We start from the raw sequence: 23,685 nt of genomic DNA, 5'->3' as shown, positions 1-23,685 counted from the left end.
AGGGGGTCGATCAGCCGCCGGAATGCATCAGATCTGCACCGGCGGGGACACACAGGTCCTCCGGATCGTCGAGCCATCCGTCGGGCAGCGACACTGCACCGGGCGAGCCCTGCCGGCCGCGGGGACCCTCGGCGTCCTTGGGAAACGGAACGGTCGGATCCAGTTGCGCCAGAAGGTCGTCCAGTTCGGCGAGGGTCGACACCAATGCCATGGACACCCGAAGATCCGAGCCGGCGGGAAAGCCGCGCAGGTACCAGGACACGTGCTTACGCAACTCTCGCAGGCCTTTGCCCTCACCGTGGTGCTGCGCGAGCAACTCGGCATGGCGCGCGATGATGGTGGCGACCTCACCCAGGGTCGGCGGCGTCGGCTCCGGCCGCCCGTTCAGGCGGGCACTGAGCTCGGCGAACAGCCACGGACGACCGAGGCAGCCACGTCCGACGACGACGCCGTCGCATCCGGTTTCCGCCATCATGCGGACTGCGTCGGACGCCGAGAAGATATCGCCGTTGCCCAGGACGGGAATCCCGGTGACGTGCTCCTTGAGTCGAGCGATCTCGTTCCAGTCGGCGGTGCCGGAGTAACGCTGGGAGGCGGTGCGGGCGTGCAACGCCACGGCCGCTGCACCCTCGTCGGCGGCGATCCGGCCGGCATCGAGATGGGTGTGATGGTTCTCGTCGATTCCGACACGGAACTTGACCGTGACGGGGATGTCGGTGCCTTCGGTGGCCTTGACCGCCGCAGCGACGATGCGGCCGAACAGGTTTCGCTTGTACGGCAATGCGGCGCCGCCGCCCTTGCGGGTGACTTTCGGGACCGGGCAGCCGAAGTTCATGTCGATGTGATCGGCCAAATTGTCGTCGACGATCATTTTTGCCGCGGCGTACGTGGTGTCGGGATCGACCGTGTAGAGCTGCAAGGACCGGGGAGTTTCGGTGGGCCCGAACGTCGTCATGTGCATCGTGGCGGGTTGCCGTTCGACGAGAGCACGTGCGGTGACCATCTCGCAGACGTACAGACCGGAGGTGCTGCCTGCGCGCTCGAGTTCCTGCTCGCGGCACAACGTGCGGAACGCCACATTGGTGACGCCTGCCATCGGTGCGAGGACGACGGGGCTGCGCAACTCCAGGGAGCCGATCTGCAATGTCATGGAAAACAAGCCTTTGGAACGAAGGGAGAACTTTCAGGAGAAAAGGCGGTGCCCGGCACCGAAGTCGGTACCGGGCACACCAGTCGATCGAAACTCAGGACGCGCGTGCTTCGGCCTTGGCGCGTTCGCGGGCCAGCGAGCGGTCTCGCATCTCCTCGAACTTGGTGGCCTGACGTTCGAGGTCTTCGAGGAACGCGGCGAGTTCCTCGCGCTTGTTCTCACCGCGGGCGGTGAAGTCGTTGCGCTCGAACACGCTCCACTTGCGCAGGACGGGCCAGACGACGTCTTCGAGGTGTTGGCGCAGGTCGTAGATGCCGTGCTTGGCCATCAGCACACCGTTGCGGCGGAAGTTCGGCATGCCGGCACCGGGCATGACGAAGTTCGTCACGATGTCGGAGACCGCGTCGAGGGTCTGGTCGGGTGCGATGTCCATCGCTGCGCCGGTGATGTTGCGGTAGAAGATCATGTGCAGGTTCTCGTCGGCGGCGATGCGCTGGAGCATGCGGTCGGCGATCGGGTCGTCACAGACCTTGCCGGTGTTGCGGTGCGAGACGCGGGTCGCGAGTTCCTGGAACGTCACGTACGCCACCGAGTGGAGCAATCCGGTCTGCGAACCTGCGGGCGAGGCGAAGCCGTTGGTCATGTGGATCATGCGGGCTTCTTCGAGGGCGACGGGATCGACGCCTCGGGTGACGACGAGGTAGTCGCGCATGACGATGCCGTGGCGGTTCTCTTCGGCGGTCCACCGGCCGACCCAGGTTCCCCAGGCACCGTCCTGGGAGAAGTTCTCGGCGATCTCACGGTGGTAGGACGGCAGGTTGTCCTCGGTGAGCAGGTTGGTGATCATCGCGGCCTGCGCGACGTCGGAGAGCTTGGACTGCTCCGGGTCGTAGTCCTTACCGCCGAGCGCGGCGAAGTTGCGGCCTTCGTCCCACGGCACGTAGTCGTGGGGATGCCATTCGCGCGCCATCGAAATGTGACGGTTCACGTTGTCCTCGGCAGTGGGCACCAGCTCTTGCAGAAGCTCGAGCTGTGTCAGATCCCTCGCCATTAGATCGCCTCCATAGATTGCGTACGACCGGTTCAGCTTACGGCACCGTAGGTTCGGTGTGAACCGTGTCGCGGCTGTTCACTTGCTGTTCGAGCAGTCGTGACGACCGACATCGGCCGATGTGGGGATCTTCGCGACTGCTTCAGTTCTCCCTGCACGTCGCTGCGGACGGGCCGATCGTTACCCCGAGTGTACGGACCGGGTGCCGCCGAATGCAGTTCGGCGGAAGGGTGTGTGGTGCCCCCAGTAGGACTCGAACCTACGACCTGCGGATTAAAAGTCCGTAGCTCTACCAACTGAGCTATAGGGGCGCGGATCGAAAGTGTAATGGGCAGTGCAGCCGTGTCGGTCATGCACCCCCGGCACCGCGTTTCGGGGGTCAGCGCCCGAAACTGCTGCAGCCTTGCGGCGCGGGGATACCGGCCAGGCGGTCGTCGATCCAGGAGTACGCACCGGGAATGCCGCTGATCGCGACGACGAGGTGTTCACCGAAGTACTCCTCGAGGCGTACGTCGGCACCGTGTGCGCACCACTCGTCGTACAGCGTTTCCGCACCTTCCCGGGGGATCCAGAATTCCTGACGGCCCTGGTAGATCATCGTGGGCACGGTGGGGGCGAGATCACCGCCCATCCGGGTCGCGGCGATGATGCGTTCGGCGATCTCGGTCCGGTCGACGTTCGGCACGTCCGAGAGGGCCTGGGCCGGTATCGGTGCCACCAGTCCGCCGGGAGCGAGCAGTGTGATGCAGAGATCTTTGGCCACGGTGGCCAGGCGCAGTCCGTTGGCGTTCATCAGGGAGAACATCTCGGGATACTCGCGGGCAACCCCGAGCGCTGCGGACAGGAACAGCGTCGACGCGACGTTGCCGTTCATCGACGTCAGGAGAATCCGGTAGTCGGTCGGTGGACCGCCGAAGGCCGCGCCCACCAGATTGACCTCCGGCGCGTACGACGGGGCGAGTTGAGCGGCCCATCCGGTGGCGATCGCCCCGCCCGAATAGCCTGTGACGGCAATCGGGGAGGACGCGGGCAACCCTAGTTCGGGGAGGCGCACCATCGCGCGCAACGCGTCGAGCACCGCATGGCCGGCCATGCGCCCGGCCGCGTACGCCTGCCGCGGACCCTCGTGATCGGTGACGACCACTGCATAATTCTTGGCGAGGAACGCCTGCACCGCTGGAATCTCGCGGGCAATACCTCGGGGCAGGGTCCACGACGGTGCACAGGTGTTGCCCAGTGAGTTGATGGCCATGTTGTACGCGACGACGGGACGCGTGCCGGGACCGGCCCAGGGTGCGTCGGGCACGATGACGGTCGTCGCCGCTGCGACGGGTCGGTCTTTGGAATCGCTTGTGCGGTAGAGGATCTGGGTCGATGTGACCGGGGTGAACAGCGGCCCCACGCTCACGCGTCGGGTGCCGAGAACCGATCCGGGCGGGAGCTCCTCGAATCCTGCCGGCGGGTCGAAGAACGGCTCGCCGAGTGGGGTCGGCAGGTAGAGGGCGGGATCGGCGACGGGATCGAGGAAGTTCGTCAGTGGGTCGGCGGCGACGGTGTGCGCCGTCGACAACGTCAAGGCCGACGACACGAGTAGTACTGTCATCGAACGACATACGCGGATCGATAGATTCATGGCGTGCACCCGTCCCCGATCGGCCGAAGCAACATGTGTGATGCGCATCACGCTATGCCCGAGGTGGTGTACGCCTTCGGCTATTCCGAGAATGTGTCGAAACCGTTACCGTTTCGCCGCTGATATCGATTATGAGACAGTGCTTTTGGTGACCTCACGGAGCGGGTTTGCCGTATTCGATTGATCAGCAACAGTTTTCATGCGCTAAGGAGCGGTGCAAACGAAGGTGCCTCGAGAGATGCTCGTGCAGAATGTAATTCGATATTCAACTGCTTTCCGGCTCTGGGAGACCGGCGGCCATTCGGCGGAGTTCGTACGCATGCTCGGTATCGGCGTTGTGGCTCGAACGGCGGTGCCGACCTGGCCCGAGCGGACGTACGTGAGCGGCTCGAGTGCGCACCCCCTGCAGCGCACTCGAGCCGGGTGAACAATACCATTCGGCTTGTTTCAGTTACCCAACCGAATTTTCTGTCGGCTGCACGCGTCGTAGCGGACCGCAGGTGAGTCGAGTCGCGTGTCGTTCGGGTGAAGTACTCTCTACTTGTACTACCTGTGGATATGCAGGGCGCTTGGGCTCGGAGGCACGGAGTAAATGGCACAACAGGAGCGCGCACGGCGGACCCGGGCGGCAATCGTCGAGGCAGCGGCGGCGGAATTCGCCAAGCGCGGATATGCGGCTGCGTCCGTCAACACCATCTTGGAAGGATCGAACGCCACCAAGGGGGCGATGTACTTCCATTTCCAGTCCAAGGAAGACCTGGCCCGAGCGGTGCTCGCGGCCGGACTCGACCGTTATGTCGCAATCTCCGAGAAATGGGCGGATTCGACCGCGCATCCCTTTTACGTCATCAAGGGAATCGTCGACGATATCGCGCAGAACTTTCAGAACGATGTGATCGTGCGTGCAGAATTCCGGCTGATCGTCGAGCCCGAGTTCTACGCGGAGGTGCACTCCGGTGGTGGCCGGGTGTGGGGCGCTCAGGGGTACGCGCAGGCCGAGAGAGCGCTGGCGATGGGAGACCTCAAGCCGCAGTTCGACGCGGCCAAGTTCGTGCGGGTACTCGCTGCGTCGATGGCGGGTCAGCGTTACATGTCGGATCTCGTGGCCGACAACGCAGATCTACGCGAACGGTTCGAGGAGTCCGTCGAGATCGTGCTCCTTGCCATGGCGTCGGATAGTTGGTTGGCCGAGTTCGAACTCCACGGGTGGGAGCAGTTCGGCGAAAACGAGGCAAAAACTGCCTCTGACCTGCCGGTTTGAGATTTACCGCGAAAGTGTCCTAAGCTATCCCAGCTCCCAACGGAACGCCGTTGAGGGTAGCGTCGAAGCAATTCGGCGGGCCCCCTTCGTCTAGCGGCCTAGGACGCCGCCCTTTCAAGGCGGTAGCGCGGGTTCGAATCCCGTAGGGGGTACGCAGGAAAGCATCGGATTGACAATCCGATGTGCAGTACAGCATTCTTCATCTCGCTCCGGCGAGAAGCAGATTTGCAGTTCGGAGAGTTGGTGCGCTAGAAATAGCGCGGCAACAACAGCAAGGCCCTGTGGCGCAGTTGGTTAGCGCGCCGCCCTGTCACGGCGGAGGTCGCGGGTTCGAGTCCCGTCAGGGTCGCAGAATCGGTGTGAAAGCACCGGCATTGCGATGGCATTGTTTCACCGGTGCCGCCCGGCCAGGTAGCTCAGTTGGTACGAGCGTCCGCCTGAAAAGCGGAAGGTCGCCGGTTCGATCCCGGCCCTGGCCACCACGGTTGTGATCGACAAGCACTGCAAAGCCCCTTTCGACTTCGATCGGGAGGGGCTTTGTCGTCTGCGGAGTACCCACTGTCCCGTGACGGCGCTCGATTGCAACGTTAGGCTCGGCAGGTGGATGTGATCGCTCGCGCGCAAGCCGATCTCGCACGTGGAGACACCAACGCCGCACGAAACGGGCTCCTCGACGCCTTGCCCCGCAACCCGTCGTCGCCTGCGGTTCTGGAATTGCTCGCGTACACGTATCTCCTTCTCGGTGATCGTGCGGCGGCCGGTGCCGTGTGGTTTCTGACCGACAAGGCCGACGACGATCCGACGGCGTCGGCTGCGTTCGCGGCACTGCAGAAGCAGTACCGGTCGCCGCTGATGCTCGCCCGAGCCCTCCCCATCCATGCGCCCTCGGATTGGTATCCGGTGCGGGCTCAGATGCGCCTGGAGCGACTGGGAGCCGCAATCGCAGCCAATGGGCAGAGCTGGATCCCACCGCGCGATGTCGTGTATTTCGACGAGGACGGAGTCGACTCCGACGACTTCTATGCCGCGCGTACCGCCGACGAGGACGATGCCGACGACGGGTTGAAGACGTCTGGTTACCGCACCGTCCGGCAACGTGCGATCGCAGCAACCATTGTCCTAGCCATCGTTGCCACCTCTGCGTCGGTGGTGTTGGCACTCGTCTTCGGGTGATGGCGATTCTCGGAGGGGCGGTTCTCGAACGGGTCGCTCGAATCCGAGCGTAGAGTTCGTCGGAGGATATCGAGGCCGACGACCGAGGGCGACTTCATTTCATGGGCACAGCGAACGGCGCACCGTTACCGCGCGACGACAATTACGACGTCAATCTTGCCCAGGCGAGAGTGTTCGCGCGAGGACTGGCCGAACACATTCGGACGTGTTCGGCGGCCATCGAAATAGCGCAATCCAAAGCATTTCGGGCTCGCGCCGATCGTGCCGAATCTCGCGCGAGGCAATTCGAGTCCGAGGCATCCACTCTTCGCACCGAGCTCTACGAGATGTATCGGCACATCGACGCGATGACGGCTCGATTCCCGGAACTGCGGACCGACCCGGCAGTCCGCGGATAGCGAGCGCCCGAATCAGACTGCGGCGGAACCGGTGACCAAGCCGAACGTGGTCTCGGCTCCACGCCGGCCCAGCGCCGAACCCCACACCGAGTACACCGCGTCCGTTGTCGTGGACGGCTCGACGTCGCGCCCCTCGGCGACAGTGATCAGCGTGCGGGAGAGCTCGAACAGACTTACCCGGTGATTCTTCGCCGTGGTGAACAACTCGTCGATGGCGTCGGCCACCGAGCCGCCGTGGATCCCGATGAGCACTCCGGTCGCGATGTCGACGTCGGTACGAGAGGCGGGTGAATCGGGCAGTCTGTCGGTCATCTTTTTCCTCGAGATGGTGTTGTCGGTGCGGATGACCGAGTGGATTCTGCGTCGAGCGGGCTTCACTGTCTCACACCGACATGACTTTTCATACAGTCGGTTTCGCGCGGACGTGCATGCGCTCGCCCTGAGGTCCGAACAAGCTCAGCAGCTCGACCGGTCGGTTGCCGACAGCGCCGAACCAGTGCGGTACCCGGGTGTCGAATTCGGCGGCCTCACCGGCCTTCATCGTCAGATCGTGTTCGCCGAGAATAAGTCTCAGGGTGCCGTCGAGAACGTAGAACCACTCGTACCCCTCGTGCACCCGCGGGCGTGGCTCCTTGTCGTCGGGACGAATCAGCAGTTTGAAGGCCTGCAGGCCACCCGGGCGGAGCGTCAGCGGAAGGATGGTGACGTTCTCGCGCACCGTGGCTGTGGTGCGTACTCGGGGATCGGCGACGGGGGGAGTCGTCACCAGATCGTCGAGTGCCATCTGATGCGCGCGGGCGATCGGCCACAGTAATTCGAGACTGGGTTTGCGGTCACCGGATTCGAGCCGCGAGAGCGTACTGATCGAGATGCCGGTGGTCTCGGACAGTGCGGCGAGGGTGGTGTTCTTCTCCATTCGGATGCGCTTGAGGCGGGGGCCGAGGCCGGCGATGAGCTCGTCGAGGGTGGTTTCTGCGTCCGTCATCGATCCATTGCAGTTTCGGCAAACGAATTTGTCAAGTCGCCCCATGCGGCGCGCGGGAATGCAGAGGCGAAAACAGCCCGGAGGCGACGGCGGGAAGCTCATACTCGGTTCATGATCGCTCGTCCGGGGCACCCGCAACGTACCGGCGTGGTCCGCGATGCCTACGGCAGTTCCGCGTCCGAGGCCTTCATGGTGGTGGCCATTGCCACGATTCTGGTCACCAGGGCGTATTTGGAGCTCACGCACTACCCGCAGGTCGGTGGCAAGTCGCTGCACATCGCGCACGCTCTGTACGGCGGGGCGGCGATGATGCTGGCTCTGCTGATCGGGTGGATGTTCATCGGGTTCGGCGTTCGGGTCTTCACCGTGGTGCTCGGCGGAATCGGGTTCGGGTTGTTTCTCGACGAGGTCGGCAAGTTCGTCACCAAGGACAACGATTACTTCTACGGCCCGTCGTCGGAGATCATGTACGTCCTGGTGGTGCTGCTGTTGGTGTTCAGCAGGATCGTGCGGGAGTTCCGCAGGCCGTCGCGGGACGAGTCGCTGGCGAATGCGGCCGCGATCGCCGCGGATGGCGTCGCGCACGGTCTTCCCGAGCATCGGCGCGACTGGGCGCTGCGGATGGTTGCGCGAGCGGAGTCGGACGGAGCCGACCCGGACACCGTAGCCGGAATCAGATTGTTGCTCGGCACCTGCCGCCGGTCGACATCGCGTACCCACTCGATGCGCCAGTTCGTTCCACGGCTGATTCCCGCGTTCTTCACCAGTCCCCGTTGGGTTCCCGTCGTCGGCTGGGGACTGGTCCTGATCTCCGGGGCGGGAGTCGTGTTCGGGATCGTCGAGCTCGTCCTGGGTGACCTGCTCATCGATCGCCGAGACCTGACGATCGACGTCGACAGGATGGGCATCGCCAGCGGCATCCTGTTCGTCAGTGCCTGCATCACTTTCGCCACGGCGCTGCCGGCGATGCTGCGGTTGCGAACGGACGGTCCCGTGTGGCCGTTGCGCACTCTCCGCGTGTCCGCACTGGTGTTCACGTTGCTCAACGCGCTCGTGGATTTCGCCCAGGAGGGGTTCGCTGCGCTGGGAAATGTAGCGGTCGGTCTGTTCGCGCTCGCGGTCATCTCGCACCGCATCACCGTCCGAGCCGACGAAATAGCCGGTACTACGGAATCGGTTGCGCTGCAGGAGGATCGAGACTCCGATTGCTCTCGAACCGTCGAACCACGCCGCTGAGCGGATCGACGAACTCGATGGAGCGAGCAAGTAGGCGGAGCGGATCGGAGTAGTCGTCGTCGGCGACCTCGCGGAACGACGGATAGAAGTTGTCGCCCACGATCGGGATTCCCAACGAGCACAGATGAACCCGAAGTTGATGCGTCTTCCCCGTGCGCGGGTGCAGCCGATATCGACCGTACGACCCGAGAGTGTCGACCAGTTCGATGCGTGTCTCGGCATTGGGCTCGCCCGGTACCTCCCGTGCCTGAAGAACGCCGCGTTCCTTGACGATTCGACTGTGCACTGTCAGTGGGAAGTCGACATTCTGGGACAGTGGGGCAATTGCCTCGTACTGCTTGGTGACCGTGCGCTGAGCGAACATCTCCTGATACGGCCGGCGCGCCTGCCGCTGCACGGTGAACACCAGGACACCCGCGGTGAGTCGATCCAGTCGGTGAGCAGGGCTCAACTCGGGGAGATCGAATTGTCGTCGCAGCAGAACCAACGCCGAGCGTGCGATGTACGCGCCTCGCGGCGTCGTGGCGAGGAAGTGCGGCTTGTCCACCACGAGCAGGTTCTCGTCGCGGTGCAGCACATCGAGGGAGAACGGCACGGCCGATTCCACCGGCGGGTCACGGTAGAGGTAGATGTCCGCACGCGGGCCGGCGATCGTCGACGGGTCGATCGGTACGCCCGCTGCATCGACGACCTCCCCGCCGGACACCTTCTCGGTCAGCCTGGCCGCATCATGCGGGAAGCGGGCACACAGATATTCGAGCACCGTTGCGCCGGTCGCGACGTCGGGCATCCGCACCCTGGTGGGGTCGAGGCCGTCGCGCAACGGAAGTGGGGCGGCAGGCATGCAACGACTGTAATCGGTGCACGCATGGAAACACCCCGGTCGGAATTCCCGACCGGGGTGTGGACTGCGGTGACGCGCCGTGCCGGCCCGACCTAGATGGTGACGACCATCTTGCCGGTGTTCTCGCCCTTCATCAGTCCGATGAAGGCGGCCGGGGCATTGTCGAGGCCTTCGACGATCGTTTCGTCGAATTCGATTGCGCCGCTGGCGAGCCAATCCGTCATCTTCGCGCGGAATTCCTCGGTGAGGTGCGCGTACGAGCCGACGATGAATCCCTTCAACGTCAGCTCCTTGCCGATGGCGAGGGCGAGGTTGCGCGGGGCCGGGGTCGGTTCGGTCGAGTTGTACTGAGCGATGGCTCCGCACATGGCGATTCGGCCGTGCTTGTTCATCGACCCGATAGCAGCTTCGAGATGGTCACCGCCGACGTTGTCGAAGTACACGTCGATGCCGTCGGGAGCTGCCTGTCGGAGCTGTTCGGCGACAGGGCCGTCGTGGTAGTCGAATGCCGCGTCGAACCCGAGCTCGAGCAAGCGCGCAACCTTGGCGGGGGATCCGGCGCTACCGATGACGCGAGATGCGCCGAGCGCCTTGGCGATCTGTCCGACGAGCGAGCCGACGGCTCCGGCGGCGCCGGAGACGAACACGACGTCGCCCTTCTGGAACGACGCCACGGCCGTCAGGCCCGCATACGCTGTGGTGCCGGTCATTCCGAGTGCGCTCAGGTATGCCGATGCCTTGGCTGCGCCGAGGTCGACCTTGCTGGCTCCCTGTGCCGGGACGATGGCGAGATCGCGCCATCCCTTGCCGTGCACAACAGCGTCGCCGACTGCGAAACCGTCGGCCTTGGACTCGACGACCTCGCCCACGGCACCGCCGTCGAGCGGCGCATCGATCTGGAACGGCGGGACGTACGACTTCACGTCGTTCATCCGGCCACGCATGTACGGATCCACCGACATCACGATGTTGCGAACGAGGATCTGCCCGTCCTGCAGTTCGGGGAGGTCGACGACCTCCGCGCGAAAGTTGTCTTCGGTCGGCCAGCCTTCTGGGCGGGACGCGAGGTGAATTTCGTGTGCCTTCATGGTGTTTCCTCTTACTCGTCTTCGGTGACGGTGACGGTGACGTCGATGTTGCCGCGGGTGGCGTTGGAGTACGGGCAGACCTGATGTGCCTTGTCGGCCAGTGCCTGTGCGTTCTCGCGGCTGAGGTTGGGCAGAGTCACCTCGAGGGTGACTGCGAGCTGGAAGCCGCCTTGGTCGTTCGGGCCGATGTCGACGCGAGCGCCGACGGCCGAATCGGTGACGTCGGCCTTGTCCTGACGCGCCACCATCTGCAGTGCGGAGTGGAAGCACGCGGCGTAGCCGGCTGCGAACAGCTGCTCGGGGTTGGTGCCGTTTCCGCTGCCGCCCATGGCCTCCGGGATGGCGAGATCGAGGTCGAGACGTCCGTCGGAGGTGCGGGCGTGGCCGTTACGGCCTTCGCCGGTGGCGAGTGCCTCTGCGGTGTAGATGGTTTTCATGATTCTCCTTCTGTCGTGCTCGAATCGGTGTGATGCAAAGCGCTCGTCAACGCGTCGAGCGATTCTTTGAGCTTGACGAGATCGCCGACGTCCATGCCGGTCTTCTCGGCCAACTTGCGCGGGATGTCGAGTGCCTCAGCGCGTAAGTCGCTTCCGGTCTCGGTGAGATGGATCTCGACGCGGCGCTCGTCGCTGCTCAGGCGTCGACGCTCGATGAAGCCGAGCCCTTCGAGTCGCTTGAGCATCGGCGAGAGCGTGCCGGTGTCGAGATCGAGTTCGGCACAGATGTCCTTGACGCCGCGCCCGTCCTTCTCCCACAGCACCAGCAGAACCAGGTACTGCGGATACGTGACGCCCAACTTGTCGAGCATCGGGCGATACACCGCGGTAGTAGCCCGCGAAGCGGAGTACAGCGCGAAGCACACCTGACGATCGAGTGCGAGTTCGTTGGTCACGAGAAGAACCGTAGCGCACGGTTAAGTTGTGCGCAACCTATCCGCCCGATGTGAGTGGAACTTCGTAGCCTGCTACGAAGTGCCACTCACATGGGGTCAGCTCTGCAGGGCGTTTTTCAGGCCGTCGAGCACGATGGTCGCCGCCGTGGGGCCGGCGTTGAGGTACCACGGGTCGTCGTCGACGCGCACGATGTGGTTCTGCGTTGCCGCGCTCATCCCGGTCCACAGTGGGTTGGTGGTGTACGACGCGGCGCTCGAATCGGCTCTCGCGTCCTGGCTGGAGACGAATACCCAGTCGGCGTTCGCCAACTGGATCTCTTCCTCGCTGAAGTCCTGCGAGGTCTTGTCGAATTGCTGGCTGGGTGGGCGCGCCAGACCGGCGTCCGAGGCGATGAATCCCGCGAAGGACGCGACGCCGAACACGCGTGCACGGTCTGCGGTGAAGCGGACGAACGACACCGTCGGAGCACCCTCGGACCCGCCGCCGCTGGAGACCGAATCACCCAGTGCGCGAGCCTCGGACGCGAATGTGTCCAGGAACCCCTGCGCCTGCTCGGTGCGTCCCAGTGCATCCGCCAGAAGAAGGAAGTCCTGCTTCCAGTTCACGCCGGTGCCCTCGGTCAATACGGTCGGCGCGATGGCCGACAGCGTCGGGTAGATGTCTTCCGAGCCGGTCTTGTTGGCCAGGATGAGGTCGGGTTCGGCGGCGGCGATGGCCTCGATGTCGACGCTCTGGCGGTTACCCAGATCTGCCATCTGCGTCAGTTGGTCCGCGTACTGGGGGAACGAGAAGCTGATGTAGTCGGGCACCAGATCGGCTCCGTCGCCGTAGGCGGCACCGGTGGGGATCACGCCCAGGGTCAATGCGGCGTCGAGCTGGCCGGTGGCTATCACCACGATCTTCTTCGGCTCGGTGGGGATGTCGGTGGATCCGCCGAAATGCCCGACGGTGCGCGGGAACTCGCCGTCGGCGGCACCCGAACCCATCCCGTCGGGAATGCCGGTGGGGCCTGGTGCGTCCGATGCCGCGTCGGTGCTGGAGGTGGGAGGGGTGGCGGTGCTCGGTGTCTGCCCGCCGCTGTCGCCGCACGCGACGGTGGTCAGAGCTGCGACTGCGACGAGGGCAGTGACGACGAGCAGACGTTTCACTTCGATCTCTTTCACCGAGCGGGCATGGATAGGTAACCCTAGCCTGGCGACCACGTGAGCGGAACTTCGTAGCAGGGGTCGAAGTTCCGCTCACATGGGGTCAGCGCAGCGCTGCCGCGGCCAGCACCATGTTTCTCAACGACTGCTCGACCTCGGCCGGGCCCCGTGTCTTCAGTCCGCAGTCCGGATTGACCCAGAGCCGTTCGAGGGGAACTGCCTCGGCCGCCGCGCGGAGCGACTCGGTGATCTCGGCGACCGTCGGAACTCGCGGCGAATGGATGTCGTAGACACCGGGTCCCACGTCGAGTGCGAAGCCGACCGCAGTGAGGTCGTCGAGCACCTCCATGCGCGAGCGTGCGGCCTCGATGGACGTCACGTCGGCGTCGAGGGCGACGATGGCGTCGATGACCTCACCGAACTCGGAGTAGCACAGGTGCGTGTGGATCTGTGTCGCGTCGTCGACGCCGGACGTCGCGATCCGGAACGAGCGGACGGCCCAATCCAGATACGCTGCAGTGTCTTCCGAGCGCAGCGGTAGCAGTTCGCGGAGCGCGGGCTCGTCCACCTGGACGATGCGGATCCCCGCCGACTCCAGGTCGATCGTCTCGTCTCGAATCGCCGAGGCGATCTGAGCTGCCGACTCGGCCGCCGGGATGTCGTCTCGGACGAACGACCACGCGAGAATGGTCACCGGACCGGTCAGCATGCCCTTGACCGGTTTGTCGGTCAGTGACTGCGCGTACGTCGCCCATTCCACCGTCATCGGTGCCGGGCGGGAGACGTCGCCGTACAGGATCGGTGGTCGCACGCACCGTGACCCGTACGACTGCACCCAGCCGTTGGCGGTCACGACGAAACCGTCGAGTTGCTCGGCGAAGTACTGCACCATGTCGTTTCGTTCGGGCTCGCCGTGGACGAGCACGTCCAACCCCAGACGCTCCTGCAGTGCAACGACATCGGCGATCTCCGCGCGCATCTGCCGCACGTACTCCGGCTCGTCGACGGTGCCGCTGCGCAGCGCCGCCCGCGCGCGGCGGATCGTGCTCGTCTGTGGGAAGGAGCCGATGGTCGTCGTCGGCAGAACAGGGAGCGAGAGATGCTCGGCCTGCACGACGCGGCGGACGTCTCCCGGGCTGCGTTCACGGCCGACAGCGCTGGTCACGCGCGCACGGATTGTCGGATCGTGCAGCCGTGCATCGTGTCTCCGCGACTCCAGAGCCGCGCGGGCCGACTCGAATCGGTCCGACACGAAGCGATCGGTCTCCCCGGCTGTTCCGTCCTGGAGTGCGCGCGCGAGCACCGAGACCTCGGTGATCTTCTCGTTCCCGAACGCCAGCCACGACCGCAGTGTCGGCTCGAGCTGAGGTTCGGCGTCCAACGAATAGGGAACGTGGAGCAGTGAGCACGACGACGACACCGCCACTGCGCGTGCATGTCTGCCGACCTCGTGCAGTGTTTCGAGCGCGGCGTCGAGATCGGTGCGCCAGACATTGCGTCCGTCGACGACGCCGGCCACGACGAGCATCGTCGAGGTAGCGCGAGTAGCTGCAAGTTGCTCGGCCACAACAGGAACGGTCAGATCGACGGCCAGGCCCTCGATCCCGGTGGACGCCACTGCGGGCAGTGCGTCGCCCAGGTCGCCGAAGTAGGACGCCAGCAGAATGGCCGGGCGGGTCTGCGAGGCTGCGAGTTGCTGGAAGCATCGGGTCGCCGCTGCGACGGTCTCGTCGTCGAGATCGCGCACCAGCGCCGGTTCGTCGATCTGGACCCACTCGGCTCCGGCTGCGGCGAGGAGTTCGAGCAGACGGGCGTAGAGCGGTATCAGTTCGTCCACTCGTCCCAGCAGCGAATCGGAGGAGCCGACGGACTTGGACAGCAGCAGGAAGGTGATCGGTCCGATGATCACCGGACGTGCCGGGATGCCCAGTGCGCGAGCCTCGTTCACCTCGCCGAGCACCTTGTTCGGGTGCAGGGAGAACGTGGTCTCCGGCGAGATCTCGGGCACGAGGTAGTGGTAATTGGTGTCGAACCATTTGGTCATTTCGAGCGGGACGATGGTCTCGGTGCCGCGGGCCGCGGCGAAGTACCGATCGAGTTCGCCTTCGACCGCCTCGACTCGCGGTGGCAACGCTCCGAGGAGGGCCGCAGTGTCGAGCATCTGGTCGTAGTACGAAAAGGTGTTCACGGGAACGGAATCGAGCCCGGCTGCGAGTGTGCGCCAGTCGTTCTCGCGAAGATTCTTCGCGACCGATTCGAGGGCCTCGGCATCGAGCTTTCCGGCCCAATAGGATTCGACGGCTTTCTTCAGTTCTCGGTTGGGTCCGATGCGAGCCGAACCGAGCACGGTGGCGGTGAAATCGTTGTTCACAGTTGATCTCCAGGGTGACTACACGTGGGTGGTGCACCGTCTTCACGGGCGCGCAGATCCCGGTGAGCCCTGACCACAGCCGTACCAGGCTTACGCGCCCATTCCACGAGGCGGTGAACCGCTGCACACGGCGTGCACAGCACAGAGGGCAGGTATTCGGACTTGCAGGCGCGCGGACGAAGAGCCCACTCCTACTGGCCGTCGCTTCCCGAAGAGGCTTCTTCAGTGCGTGATGACGGCGGTCGTTCCTGCATACCGCTGCGGGACAGTCCCGGATTCTCACCGGGTTCCCTCTCGCGATGCGCCGTGACTGCACGCACCGCTCGACGCCGAGGTGAACTTCGGGGCTCCTCATGACCACCTGGCGAACCGACTGCAGGGACGAGCATAGATGCATCACGGGAGAGTCTGTTACGGTGCTCTTCATGCAGCGCACGTATTTCTGGTTTAGCAGGCCGGCCCCGGGTGGGTCAGCCAGCGACGCCATGCGCTGACCCTCCACCCCACGAGCCGGATACAGACCGGCTCGAAGTGCGCGTGGAGCATGCGGAGCCGGCCTGGGAACAGGAAACCCTCTCATGACGCTCTCCCTCGACACCCCGTCACTCGACGATCAGCGCACGATCAGCATCAGTCCGCTGGTCGCGCCGTCGGTCGTACGCCGCGAGCACGCGGTGGACGACGCGATCTCGGCGAGTGTTCGTACCGGACGCTCCGGTGTCGTCGACATTCTCGACGGCCGTGACGACCGTCTGATCGTCGTGGTCGGCCCGTGTTCGGTGCACGACACCGACGCTGCTCTCGACTACGCCCGACGCCTCGCCGCCACGGCAGCCGAGCTGGGCGATCGACTGCACATCGTCATGCGGGTCTACTTCGAGAAGCCGCGGACGACGCTCGGCTGGAAGGGTCTGATCAACGATCCGCACCTCGACGGCAGCTTCGACATCAACGAAGGTCTTCGAGTGGGACGCCAGCTGCTGCTGGACATCTCGGCGCTCGGCCTGCCCGTCGGCTGTGAATTCCTCGACCCGATCACCCCGCAGTACATTGCGGACCTGGTCAGCTACGGTGCCATCGGAGCACGGACCGCAGCCAGCCAGGTGCACCGGCAGCTGTGCAGCGCCTTGTCGATGCCGGTCGGCATCAAGAACTCGACCGAAGGTGACATCCAGGTCGCCGTGGACGGAACCCGCGCCGCCGCGGCGAGCCACGTCTTCCCCGGAACCGATCTCGACGGCAAGGCGGCCTTGATCAGGACCGTCGGAAACCCCGATTGCCACGTCATCCTGCGCGGCGGCGTCGACGGACCGAACTACGACGCCGCGTCCGTGGCCGATACCGTTGCCCGCCTGCGTAAGTCGGGTCTGCCGGAGCGAGTCGTCATCGATGCCAGCCACGGCAACAGCCGTAAGGATCACAACAAGCAGGTGGACGTCGTCACCGACGTGGCCGCCAGGGTCGCGGCCGGCGAGCACGGAATTGTCGGGCTGATGCTCGAGAGCTTCCTCGTCGCGGGGCGTCAGGACCTCGAACTCGGCCACCGGGACGAGCTCGTGTACGGCCAGTCCATCACCGATGCATGCCTCGACTGGGACACGACGGCAACGCAATTGGCCACTCTCGCGGCGGCCGTAGAGACGCGTCGGGCCTCGAACGCCGCGCGCTGACGCGTCGTGCGCTAGCGAACCCCGCGCGGTCGAAATTGCACGCTGATGCGTGGGCCGACCGCGCGGGTCGATTTGGGAATTGCATGCTCCCAGGTGCGTTGACAGGACCCGCCCATCACCACCAGGTCGCCGTGACCGAGGGTGAATTTCAGAGAGGTCCCGCCGCCGCGGGGACGGAGCATGAGTTGTCTTGTCGCACCGAGCGATACGATCGCCACCATCGTGTCCTCGGTGGCGCTGCGGCCGATGTTGTCGCCGTGCCAGGCGACGCTGTCGGACCCGTCGCGGTAGTAACACAGTCCCGCGGTCGCGAACGACTCTCCGAGCTCTCTTCGGTAGTGGTCGTCCAGTGCATCGCGGGCCTCGTACAGTGCCGCATGCGGCCAGTGCTCCCGCTCGGCGTAGTACCGAACCAGGCGCGGCACATCGACCACGCGGTCGTACATCTGCCTGCGTTCGGCGCGCCAGTCGACGTCGGTGACCAGCGAATCGAAGAGGTCGCTGTCGGACAACCAGCCCGGCCGCACATCGACCCAGGCACCGAGCGTCAGCTCGCGGCGGGTGACGGACTGCAGCGACCCGACGCCACCGTCGTCGTCACCGAACAGCGAACCTTGCATCGCGAGCGACATGACTCGACTGTATCGAACAGGTGTTCCCATTGCCAGCTCCCGGCGGTATCGTTCTCGCATGGGTTACCGATTTCAGGTCGTCGTGGACAGCGTCGACCCGCATGCGCTCGCGGCATGGTGGGCACAGACTCTCGGCTGGCAGGTCGAACCCAGCAACGAGGAGTTCATTCGCGAGATGGTTGCGGCAGGCCACGCCCGAGAGGAGGACGCAACCGTGTTCGACGGCGTTCTGGTGTGGCGAGCAGGCCAGGGCATCACCGATCCGGAATCTCCGGGCACCCCGCGGGTGCTGTTTCAGGCGGTACCCGAATCGAAGTCCGTGAAGAACCGACTCCATCTCGACGTTCGCGTCGGTGACGGACGCGAGGCGGTGGTGACCGCACTCGAAGGTCGAGGCGCGTCGGTACTGCATCGCGGGCAGCAAGGGCCCAGCACCTGGATCACCATGACCGATCCCGAGGGCAACGAGTTCTGCGTCAGCTGATCGCGCTGAGCTCTATCGATACGCGCCGGGAGTTTGCCCGGTCCAGCGCTTGAAGGCCCGGCGGAATGCGCTCGGTTCGGAGAAGCCCAGGCGGGCCGAGATGTCGTCCACGCTGTCGCCGCGGCTCAACCCCGAGATGGCCGCGTCGCGCAGAACCTCCTCGCGGAGCTGATTGATGGAGGTGCCTTCCTGGCGAAGGACGCGGCGCAGATGCGGCGGGCTGATGTTGAGCATGGCCGCAATCTCTTCGGTAGCCGGCGTACCGCCTCTGAATCCGGTCTCCAGGGCCCTTCGGACCTGACTCGACGCAGTGCTGTCGTAGTCCCTCGACGAGAACAGCAGGTTGGGTGACTCCGCGAGGTACTCGGCCAGTGTGGCCTCGGTCTGCACTATCGGGGCGCGCATGAGCGCGGTGTCGAATTCCAGTGCGGCGCGGTCGGATCCGAACTGCACATGAGTTCCGAATATGGTGTCGTACATCTTCCCGGCCTCGGGCCCGGGCAGTGCATAGGGCAACTGAACCGACAGGAGTTTGACCCGGTTACCGATCAGCCACGCCGCGAACCGATGCAGCAGAATCAACAGGAAGTCGGTCAGCAATCGCTCGGCGAGCTCGTTCGCTTCGGGGCTGAGATCGGTCGTGGCTTCGACGTGCACCGTCAGGACCGTCGACTGCTCGGTTCGATCCAGCGTCATCGGTTTCACCGGAATGAGCACGCGCATGGTCTCGGACATTCGAATCAGCGCTGCCCACAGATTCTCCGTGTGTATCAACGTCTGACACACCACCCGAAAACTGCCGCGCCGCACGGGAACTGCGGCGAGTCCGAAGAGTTCGTCGCCGGTCATCGCCCAGACGGCCTGGGTGAACGCGGTGACCTGTCGGGTGGTGAGCCGCTCCGCCGGGTCGTCGAGAATGGTGGTTCCGATCCCGGCCATCGACAACGGGTACGTCAGGTCCACTCCGCCGTTGGCCGCGAGGTCGACGGCTTGCCTGACGAAGTACGCCGGAATCGTCGGTTGCGCAGTCACAATCGCCGTAACCTCTCGGCGGCATCGGCGAGCACGTGGTCCTGCTTGCAGAAAGCGAAGCGCACCAACGAATTCCACGGCGCAGGCTCGTCGACGAAGGCAGTCACCGGTACCGCGGCGACGCCCACGAGATCGGGCAGGGTGCGACAGAACTCGTACGCATCACCGCGGCCGATCGGTGCGATATCGGCGCACACGAAATACGTTCCGGCACTGTGCTTGACGTCCGCACCCGCCTCGGTCAATGCCGCGGACAGCGTGTCTCGCTTGCGCTGCAGACCGTCGCGCATGGCGGCGATCCACGCCTGCTCGTGACCGAGTGCGTACGCGACGGCGGGCTGGAACGGGGTACCGCCGACGAAGCTCATGAACTGCTTGGCGGCGCGCACCGCATCGATCAGCTCTTTCGGTCCGAGCGCCCACCCGGTTTTCCAGCCGGTGGCGTTGAACGTCTTCGCGGCACTGGACACGGTGACGGTTCGCTCGAACATGCCCGGCAGCGTCGCGATCGGGGTGTGCACACCGTCGTCGAAGATCAGATGCTCGTACACCTCGTCGGTGAGCACGAGCAGGTCGTGGGCGATCGCGATCTCGGAGATACGGATCATCGTCTCGCGATCGAACACGGTGCCGGTGGGATTGTGCGGCGAGTTGACGATCAGCATGCGCGTTCGTGGGCTCACGGCCCGTTCGAGGGCGTCGGTGTCGACGGTCCATCCGTTGCCGTCGGTGACCAGGGGAACGGCCGTGCGAGTGGCTCCGGCCAACGCCACAGCGGCCGCATAGGAGTCGTAGAACGGCTCGATCAACAGCACGTCGTCGCCCGCCTCGATCAAGCCGAGCAGCGTCGCCGAGATGGCCTCGGTGGCACCCACGGTGACGAGAACCTGCGAATCGGGGTCGTACCGAAGTCCGAACCGGGCGAGCCGGTCGTCGGAGATGGCTGCGCGCAGGACCGGCATTCCCGGGCCGGGGGAGTACTGGTTGAGGCCGTTCGCGATGGCGTCCCGCGCGGCCTCGAGCATGGCCGACGGTCCGTCCGTGTCCGGGAATCCCTGCCCCAGATTGACGGCGTTCTTCGCCACCGCGAGTGCGGTCATCTCGGCGAAAATGGTCGATGCGAACGGGCGCAACCGGGTCACTGTGCGCGACGGCAACATCTCGGACATTCCTGCAGCGTAGTTCACACAGCCGGCGCGAGCGTCGGGCCTGCGTCTGTACTGTGCCTGTCATGCGATTCGGAATGTTCGTGCCTCAGGGTTGGCGGCTGGATCTGGTCGGGATCGATCCGGCCCAGCAGTGGAGTGTGCTGCGCGAGCATGCCGTTGCCGCCGAAGCCGGACCGTGGGAATCACTGTGGGTCTACGACCACTTCCACACCGTTCCCGTCGCGACGGACGAGGCGACGCACGAGGCCTGGTCGCTGATGTCCGCACTCGCCGCGTCCACCTCGCGTATCCGACTGGGTCAGATGTGCACGGCGATGTCCTATCGCAACCCCGCCTATATGGCGAAAGTTGCTGCGACAGTGGACATCATCTCCGGCGGTCGGGTCGAGATGGGTATCGGCGGCGGTTGGCACGAGCACGAGTTCCGCGCCTACGGCTACGGATTTCCCTCTGCCGGTGAACGATTGGGCCGCCTCGACGAGGGCGTGCAGATCTTCAAACAGGCGTGGACCACCGGCGAGGTGTATCTCGACGGCAAGCACTACGAGATCGACGGTGCCGTGGTGCGCCCTTTGCCCCTGCAGGAGGGCGGCATCCCACTGTGGATCGCCGGTGGCGGCGAAAAAGTGACACTGAAGATCGCAGCGAAATACGCGAACTACACCAACTTCGATGGAACCCCTACCGGATTCGCCTCCAAATCGGCTCTGCTGCGCGATCATTGCGCAACCGTCGGCACGGACTTCGACGCCATCGTCCGCTCGGCCAACTACAACGTGGCCATCGGCTCCACGGAGGCCGAGGTGCAGGAGCGGCTACGCGCTCTCGAGGCTCGACTGACCGAACACGTCGGAGCCGAGAAGGCACACGAGGCATTGGGCGCATACCGCGGAATGCCCGGCGTCGGAACACCCGAGCAGATCGTCGAGAACCTCACCGAACTGCAGCAGCAGGGCATGACGTACGGAATCTTCTACTTCCCGGAAGCCGCCTACGACCGCTCCGGCATCGAACTCTTCGAGCGCGAGGTCATCCCGGCTCTTCGGTAGGTCGTTCCGCAGGCTCCACTCCCGGCTCTTCGGTAGGCCGCGTCAGGTCCTCGGGTAGATCGGCGGGGTCCACGAGCAGCTGCTGGTTCTTGGCCTTGCGTACCTTCTCCGACAGTCCGATGTTGGCGTGCAGCAGTGCCCATTCGCCCTCGGTGATCTCGGCGGCGGCGCGCGCCAGGACGGCCGCGTCGGTGGTGCCCCAGGCGATCGGCATCGCCGACACCAGCTGCCAGGTGCGTCCACCGGTGTTACGGCCGCGATCGGCGAGCACCGACACCGCAGGCACCTCGGCACCGCGTTCGACGGCGTGGCCGGGCAGCGCACGGACGACGCGCGTGATCAGGACGTAGTGCGGCTCGTCGACTCCTGGTTTCGCGACATCGACCAGCGACAGCAACGTCGCGCCGCTCGGCATCGTCTCGGCCACCACCGCCGGAACCAGATCGCCCCGGGTGTAGAGCGATTCGATGGACCCCATCTTCTTCGGTGCCCACACCATGACCCACAGGGACGTCGCCGCCCCGATGCAGAACACGCCGCCGAGGATGTACGACCACGGCGTCGCGATCCAGAAGAACCAGATCCCCAGTGCCAGCAGGACCGCTGCCGTGAGCGCCGCGGACATCCGCAGCCGGCGAAGTTCGGTGAACGTCTCGTTGACCGACTTCGCGTGGGCTACGTCTACAGGGAACTCGAATCGGCGCACACTGCTATTCCTAGCATGCCGCCGAACCCGACACGAAGCGTCAGATTGCCGGGCCGAGCAGGTCGTCGGCGTCGGTGATGCGGTACGCGTACCCCTGTTCGGCGAGGAACCGCTGTCGGTGCGCGGCGTATTCGGCGTCGAGGGTATCGCGCGAGACCACCGAGTAGAAGTGCGCCTGACCACCGTCGTGTTTCGGCCGAAGCAATCGGCCCAGTCGCTGGGCTTCTTCCTGTCGGGAGCCGAACGTTCCCGAAACCTGGACTGCCACCGACGCTTCGGGAAGGTCGATCGAGAAGTTGGCCACCTTGCTCACCACCAGAGTCTGGATCTCACCCTTGCGGAAGGCGTCGAACAGCACCTCGCGTTCCTTGTTCTTGGTCGAGCCCTGGATCACCGGCGCGTTCAGGGCTTCACCGAGTTCGTTCAGCTGATCGAGGTACGCGCCGATCACCAACGTCGGAGCGTCCTGGTGTTTGGCAAGGATCGATTTCACGACGGCGATCTTGGTGTGCGCCGTCGAGCAGAGCTTGTAGCGCTCCTCGGGTTCGGCGACCGCGTACGACATGCGCTCGGCGTCGGTGAGGGTGACGCGCACCTCGATGCACTCGGCCGGTGCGATCCACCCCTGCGCCTCGATGTCCTTCCAGGGCGCGTCGTAGCGCTTCGGGCCGATCAGCGAGAAGACGTCGCCCTCGCGTCCGTCCTCGCGGACGAGCGTGGCCGTCAAGCCGAGTCGACGCCGTGACTGCAGGTCGGCTGTCATGCGGAACACCGGTGCGGGAAGCAGGTGTACCTCGTCGTAGATCACCAATCCCCAGTCGCGGGAATCGAACAGCTCCAGGTGCTTGTACTCACCCTTGGTTCGACGGGTGATGACCTGGTACGTGGCGATTGTCACAGGGCGGATCTCTTTGCGCTCGCCCGAATACTCGCCGATTTCCTCCTCGGTGAGCGACGTGCGAGCGATGAGCTCGCGCTTCCACTGCCTGCCGGCGACGGTGTTGGTGACCAGGATCAGCGTGGTGGCCTTGGCTCTGGCCATCGCCGCCGCACCGACCATGGTCTTACCCGCACCACACGGCAGCACGACGACGCCGGAGCCGCCGGCCCAGAACGAATCCGCGGCCATCTCCTGGTAGTCGCGCAGCGTCCACTTGCCACCCTCGGTATCGAGCTCGATCGGGTGCGCTTCGCCGTCGACGTAGCCGGCGAGGTCCTCGGCGGGCCAGCCGATCTTGAGCAACATCTGCTTCACGTGGCCGCGTTCGCTCGGATGCACGATGACCGTGTCCTCGTCCACCATCGCGCCGAGCATGGGCGCAATCTTCTTGTGCCGCATCACTTCGGTGAGCACGGCGCGGTCCAGGCTGATCAGCACCAGACCGTGGACCGGGCTCTTGACCAACTGCAACCGGCCGTATCGGGCCATCGTGTCGACGATGTCGACCAGCAACGGCTGCGGTACCGCATAGCGCGAGAAGTTGACCAACGCGTCGACCACCTGCTCGGCATCGTGACCGGCAGCGCGCGCGTTCCACAGCGCCAGCGGGGTGATGCGGTAGGTGTGCACGTGCTCGGGCGCACGTTCGAGCTCGGCGAACGGTGCGATCGCCGCCCGCGCTGCGCCCGCGAGTTCGTGATCGACCTCGAGCAACAGCGTTTTGTCGGACTGGACGATCAGCGGGCCGTCGGTCACGGTTCCTCCTAGAGACTTC

The 23,685-nt window shown here is 64.9% G+C and carries 23 protein-coding genes, 4 tRNA genes and 1 riboswitch; of the genes, 10 read left to right on the top strand and 17 right to left on the bottom strand.

The window, feature by feature from the left end; all coding sequences use genetic code 11:
- Positions 1-10 precede the first annotated feature (10 nt).
- The 4 genes from dusB to CH266_RS06660 all read right to left on the bottom strand — a co-directional run bounded on the left by dusB (position 11) and on the right by CH266_RS06660 (position 3,804).
- The gene (dusB, locus tag CH266_RS06675; protein WP_027495874.1) at positions 11-1,150 is read right to left on the bottom strand and encodes a tRNA dihydrouridine synthase DusB; all 1,140 of its coding nucleotides are present in this window, start codon (positions 1,148-1,150) and stop codon (positions 11-13) included.
- A 94-nt stretch (positions 1,151-1,244) separates the two neighbouring features.
- Positions 1,245-2,201, bottom strand: a complete 957-nt coding sequence (locus CH266_RS06670; protein WP_032381649.1) for an acyl-ACP desaturase — start codon at positions 2,199-2,201, stop codon at positions 1,245-1,247.
- Between the two features lie 235 nt (positions 2,202-2,436).
- Positions 2,437-2,512: transfer RNA gene (locus CH266_RS06665), tRNA-Lys, on the bottom strand.
- Between the two features lie 68 nt (positions 2,513-2,580).
- Positions 2,581-3,804 carry a lipase family protein gene (locus tag CH266_RS06660; protein ID WP_235580001.1) on the bottom strand — a complete coding sequence of 408 codons (1,224 nt, stop codon included), beginning with the start codon at positions 3,802-3,804 and terminating at the stop codon, positions 2,581-2,583.
- Positions 3,805-4,426: 622 nt separating this feature from the next.
- Here CH266_RS06660 and CH266_RS06650 point away from each other — a divergent pair.
- The 6 genes from CH266_RS06650 (at position 4,427) to CH266_RS06625 (ending at position 6,666) form a co-directional block, all read left to right on the top strand.
- Complete coding sequence (locus tag CH266_RS06650; RefSeq protein WP_027495877.1) at positions 4,427-5,095, top strand: TetR/AcrR family transcriptional regulator; 669 nt, start codon at positions 4,427-4,429, stop codon at positions 5,093-5,095.
- A 79-nt stretch (positions 5,096-5,174) separates the two neighbouring features.
- Positions 5,175-5,247, top strand: a tRNA-Glu gene (locus CH266_RS06645).
- 123 nt (positions 5,248-5,370) lie between these two features.
- A tRNA-Asp gene (locus tag CH266_RS06640) sits at positions 5,371-5,444 on the top strand.
- 56 nt (positions 5,445-5,500) lie between these two features.
- Positions 5,501-5,577, top strand: a tRNA-Phe gene (locus tag CH266_RS06635).
- Between the two features lie 118 nt (positions 5,578-5,695).
- Positions 5,696-6,268, top strand: a complete 573-nt coding sequence (locus tag CH266_RS06630; RefSeq protein ID WP_032373747.1) for a DUF6584 family protein — start codon at positions 5,696-5,698, stop codon at positions 6,266-6,268.
- 101 nt (positions 6,269-6,369) lie between these two features.
- Positions 6,370-6,666 carry a hypothetical protein gene (locus tag CH266_RS06625; protein ID WP_045842052.1) on the top strand — a complete coding sequence of 99 codons (297 nt, stop codon included), beginning with the start codon at positions 6,370-6,372 and terminating at the stop codon, positions 6,664-6,666.
- Between the two features lie 12 nt (positions 6,667-6,678).
- Here CH266_RS06625 and CH266_RS06620 read toward each other — a convergent pair whose 3' ends face one another.
- Complete coding sequence (locus tag CH266_RS06620) at positions 6,679-6,978, bottom strand: ANTAR domain-containing protein (protein ID WP_141214503.1); 300 nt, start codon at positions 6,976-6,978, stop codon at positions 6,679-6,681.
- 88 nt (positions 6,979-7,066) lie between these two features.
- Positions 7,067-7,651, bottom strand: a complete 585-nt coding sequence (locus CH266_RS06615; RefSeq protein WP_027495879.1) for a helix-turn-helix domain-containing protein — start codon at positions 7,649-7,651, stop codon at positions 7,067-7,069.
- A gap of 111 nt (positions 7,652-7,762) precedes the next feature.
- On the opposite strand from CH266_RS06615, the gene CH266_RS06610 reads away from it, so the two are divergent.
- Entirely contained in the window at positions 7,763-8,887 is a 1,125-nt protein-coding gene (locus CH266_RS06610) for a hypothetical protein (RefSeq protein WP_230593516.1), read from the top strand.
- Here the strand turns inward: CH266_RS06610 and CH266_RS06605 are convergent.
- From CH266_RS06605 to metE, 6 genes are all read right to left on the bottom strand, one after another.
- Positions 8,817-9,731 carry a pseudouridine synthase gene (locus CH266_RS06605; protein ID WP_045842050.1) on the bottom strand — a complete coding sequence of 305 codons (915 nt, stop codon included), beginning with the start codon at positions 9,729-9,731 and terminating at the stop codon, positions 8,817-8,819. The genes CH266_RS06610 and CH266_RS06605 overlap by 71 nt on opposite strands.
- Positions 9,732-9,823: 92 nt before the next feature.
- On the bottom strand, positions 9,824-10,819 hold the full coding sequence (locus CH266_RS06600) for an NADP-dependent oxidoreductase (RefSeq protein ID WP_032365871.1): 996 nt from the start codon (positions 10,817-10,819) through the stop codon (positions 9,824-9,826).
- Positions 10,820-10,830: 11 nt separating this feature from the next.
- Positions 10,831-11,256 carry an organic hydroperoxide resistance protein gene (locus CH266_RS06595; protein ID WP_032365872.1) on the bottom strand — a complete coding sequence of 142 codons (426 nt, stop codon included), beginning with the start codon at positions 11,254-11,256 and terminating at the stop codon, positions 10,831-10,833.
- Entirely contained in the window at positions 11,253-11,711 is a 459-nt protein-coding gene (locus tag CH266_RS06590) for a MarR family winged helix-turn-helix transcriptional regulator (RefSeq protein WP_032373743.1), read from the bottom strand. Before CH266_RS06590 ends, CH266_RS06595 begins: the two co-directional genes overlap by 4 nt.
- 96 nt (positions 11,712-11,807) lie before the next feature.
- On the bottom strand, positions 11,808-12,860 hold the full coding sequence (locus CH266_RS06585) for an iron-siderophore ABC transporter substrate-binding protein (protein WP_094714976.1): 1,053 nt from the start codon (positions 12,858-12,860) through the stop codon (positions 11,808-11,810).
- 100 nt (positions 12,861-12,960) lie between these two features.
- Complete coding sequence (gene metE / locus CH266_RS06580; RefSeq protein WP_094714975.1) at positions 12,961-15,228, bottom strand: 5-methyltetrahydropteroyltriglutamate--homocysteine S-methyltransferase; 2,268 nt, start codon at positions 15,226-15,228, stop codon at positions 12,961-12,963.
- Positions 15,229-15,358: 130 nt separating this feature from the next.
- Positions 15,359-15,568: riboswitch (cobalamin riboswitch) on the bottom strand.
- A 238-nt stretch (positions 15,569-15,806) separates the two neighbouring features.
- Between metE and CH266_RS06575 the strand changes: the two genes are divergently transcribed.
- Positions 15,807-16,898, top strand: coding sequence for a 3-deoxy-7-phosphoheptulonate synthase (locus CH266_RS06575; protein WP_048319328.1), 1,092 nt, complete (start codon positions 15,807-15,809; stop codon positions 16,896-16,898).
- Between the two features lie 11 nt (positions 16,899-16,909).
- On the opposite strand, the gene CH266_RS06570 is transcribed toward CH266_RS06575, so the two are convergent.
- Positions 16,910-17,530, bottom strand: coding sequence for an alpha-ketoglutarate-dependent dioxygenase AlkB (locus CH266_RS06570; protein ID WP_032385746.1), 621 nt, complete (start codon positions 17,528-17,530; stop codon positions 16,910-16,912).
- A gap of 58 nt (positions 17,531-17,588) precedes the next feature.
- On the opposite strand from CH266_RS06570, the gene CH266_RS06565 reads away from it, so the two are divergent.
- A complete protein-coding gene (locus CH266_RS06565; RefSeq protein ID WP_094714974.1) occupies positions 17,589-18,014 on the top strand; it encodes a VOC family protein in 426 nt (141 codons plus the stop codon).
- Positions 18,015-18,026: 12 nt separating this feature from the next.
- Here the strand turns inward: CH266_RS06565 and CH266_RS06560 are convergent, their stop codons facing one another.
- Together CH266_RS06560 and CH266_RS06555 are read right to left on the bottom strand one after the other, a co-directional pair.
- Positions 18,027-19,046 carry an AraC family transcriptional regulator gene (locus CH266_RS06560; protein WP_027495889.1) on the bottom strand — a complete coding sequence of 340 codons (1,020 nt, stop codon included), beginning with the start codon at positions 19,044-19,046 and terminating at the stop codon, positions 18,027-18,029.
- Positions 19,043-20,215 carry a pyridoxal phosphate-dependent aminotransferase gene (locus tag CH266_RS06555; RefSeq protein ID WP_032365974.1) on the bottom strand — a complete coding sequence of 391 codons (1,173 nt, stop codon included), beginning with the start codon at positions 20,213-20,215 and terminating at the stop codon, positions 19,043-19,045. Before CH266_RS06555 ends, CH266_RS06560 begins: the two co-directional genes overlap by 4 nt.
- Before the next feature lie 62 nt (positions 20,216-20,277).
- On the opposite strand from CH266_RS06555, the gene CH266_RS06550 reads away from it, so the two are divergent.
- Positions 20,278-21,264, top strand: a complete 987-nt coding sequence (locus CH266_RS06550) for an LLM class F420-dependent oxidoreductase (protein WP_094714973.1) — start codon at positions 20,278-20,280, stop codon at positions 21,262-21,264.
- Here the strand turns inward: CH266_RS06550 and CH266_RS06545 are convergent.
- Both CH266_RS06545 and CH266_RS06540 read right to left on the bottom strand, forming a co-directional pair.
- Entirely contained in the window at positions 21,245-21,970 is a 726-nt protein-coding gene (locus CH266_RS06545) for a DUF3239 domain-containing protein (protein WP_169879424.1), read from the bottom strand. The two genes, CH266_RS06550 and CH266_RS06545, sit on opposite strands and share 20 nt — an antisense overlap.
- A gap of 40 nt (positions 21,971-22,010) precedes the next feature.
- Entirely contained in the window at positions 22,011-23,666 is a 1,656-nt protein-coding gene (locus CH266_RS06540; RefSeq protein ID WP_027495892.1) for a DNA repair helicase XPB, read from the bottom strand.
- Positions 23,667-23,685: the final 19 nt, after the last annotated feature.

This window comes from Rhodococcus sp. 06-1474-1B, assembly GCF_002258885.1.
Lineage (GTDB): Bacteria > Actinomycetota > Actinomycetes > Mycobacteriales > Mycobacteriaceae > Rhodococcoides > Rhodococcoides fascians.
Note: the sequence above shows the minus strand (reverse complement) of the source record. Positions and strands in the feature narration are given on the sequence as shown.